Here is a 1,954-nt window from a genome sequence, read left to right as displayed (position 1 = left end):
TGATCTAATCCAAGATACGTTAAGGTCATGGCTTCACTTGAATGGTTTAATAAATGCATCACTAAACCAATATTATAGTTTGACTGGGTATAGACCTTATAAGCGCCTGTTTTACGCATGGTATGCGTTCCTAGATAGTTAATTCCTACTTATTGTCGGCGGAGCTGGACGCTTCTTTCACAACCTCTATCCTCGATCTTTTTGGTCATACACTTCTTTGACGTTGATAAATTGATCAAGTATTGGATTTTCTCCTTTTAGGTCAGCTTCGAAACGGATACCGTCAATATTGATTCTGGCGTTACGGTAGTAGTCAGTTCCTAGTTGTCCCCATGCAGGAGTTGAGGCATCGACATTGCAGAAGATATCAAATCCTTGTTGTTTCAAGTAAGCAAATTTTTGATTTGCTTCAGAATAAGGTTGCCAATCGCTGATGTCAGCGCCAAATGGGTAGATCAAAATATTTGTTTTGCCTAAAATAGGTGCAACTTCATTTTGCCAACGTTCATTATCTTGTTGGATATCGGCTAAAGAAGCTTGTGTCATATTCAAGTGTCCCCAAGTATGAGAAGCAAAACTCCAACCATCTTTCTTTAATTGATCAGCAACTTTTTTGGCTGCTTCGATTTCTTTGTTTGTTTTTTCGTTATCACCATATTCTGATTTTGATGTACGGTAACCTAATACACCATTATAGCCTGTTAAAGCTAATGTTCCTTTGGCGCCTTGATAAGAAAAATCGGGATGTTTTTTAATGAATGAATCGATCAATGGAACCATATCATAGTCACCAACAGTTTCCTTCTTATTGTCGATATAAATATTCTTGATTTGGTTCTGTTTATCGACAATCAACTTACTTGGAAATCCTGAATTGTCCATGTATTCATAATAGCTGACATCGTCTTGCGAAAGAATTAACGGTTTCTTTCCTTCTGGAAGAGAAACACCTGTAAAGGTCAGTTTTCCATCTGTTCCTTTTTTGACTAATCCATTTAGATTAACAAGAACATAGTTATTTTTATATAACTGATCAATGGTTTTATTGAATTCGGAAATAGTGACCATATAATCTTTATACCCTTGTGCTTGCTGGGTATGAAAAGCCTTAGCTGGATCAACAATCAGACTATGAAAGAAGACGTGTGAGATTTTGGTCGGGTCTTCCCATTTTACCAAGGATTCTTTTTCTTTTTTCAAAGTTGCTAACAATTGTTGCGCTTCTTTGGCGTCGTCTTTTTCAAGTAAGGCGATGGCTTCATCATAATGATAACTTGCAGCAAGCTGTTTTGCTTGATCAAGCTGTTTCGTCGTTTGTTTATCTTCAACAGGTTTTGAGCTGCTGCTTGAGTGTTGAGTTGTTTGACTAGTGTTTTCTAATTTATTGTTTGTTACTGCTTGTGTAACAAAAAAGATACTTACACCTAGAATAATAACAGTGCATACAGAAGTGACAGCCAATATGATTTTGTGTGTATGTTTCATTTTATCGTCCCCTACTACTTTTTGATTTCAAAAACCCCCGTAAGCTTTTCTTAACCTTTTGAAAAACTTCCCATAACCATTGTAACGAATATAGGGTTCTGTTGCAAAGTTTTAAATCTACTATCAAATAAGGTAGAATAATAGAAAAAGATAGCAGGAGGAATGACGATGAATCATTTTAAAGAAAAGCAATTTCAGCAGGATGTGATTATTGTAGCCGTGGGCTACTATCTTCGTTATAACCTTAGCTATCGTGAAGTTCAAGAAATCTTATATGATCGTGGCATTAACGTTTCTCATACGACGATTTATCGTTGGGTGCAAGAATATGGCAAACTACTCTATCAAATTTGGAAAAAGAAAAATAAAAAATCCTTTTATTCATGGAAAATGGATGAAACGTACATCAAAATTAAAGGAAAATGGCATTATTTGTATCGAGCCATCGATGCAGATGGTTTAACCTTGG

Annotated in this window: 1 protein-coding gene and 1 pseudogene; one reads left to right on the top strand and one right to left on the bottom strand. The window is 35.8% G+C overall.

Annotation, left to right across the window (positions count from 1 at the left end; translation table 11 throughout):
- Positions 1-186: 186 nt before the first annotated feature.
- A complete protein-coding gene (locus ABZX61_RS65780) occupies positions 187-1,485 on the bottom strand; it encodes a polysaccharide deacetylase family protein (RefSeq protein ID WP_014017385.1) in 1,299 nt (432 codons plus the stop codon).
- A 168-nt stretch (positions 1,486-1,653) separates the two neighbouring features.
- On the opposite strand from ABZX61_RS65780, the pseudogene ABZX61_RS65775 reads away from it, so the two are divergent.
- A pseudogene (locus tag ABZX61_RS65775) lies at positions 1,654-1,954 on the top strand (IS6-like element IS1216 family transposase); the annotation flags it as partial.

It is taken from the genome of Nonomuraea sp. NPDC003709, from assembly GCF_040610775.1.
Taxonomy (GTDB): Bacteria; Actinomycetota; Actinomycetes; order Streptosporangiales; family Streptosporangiaceae; genus Nonomuraea; species Nonomuraea angiospora_A.
Note: the sequence above shows the minus strand (reverse complement) of the source record. Positions and strands in the feature narration are given on the sequence as shown.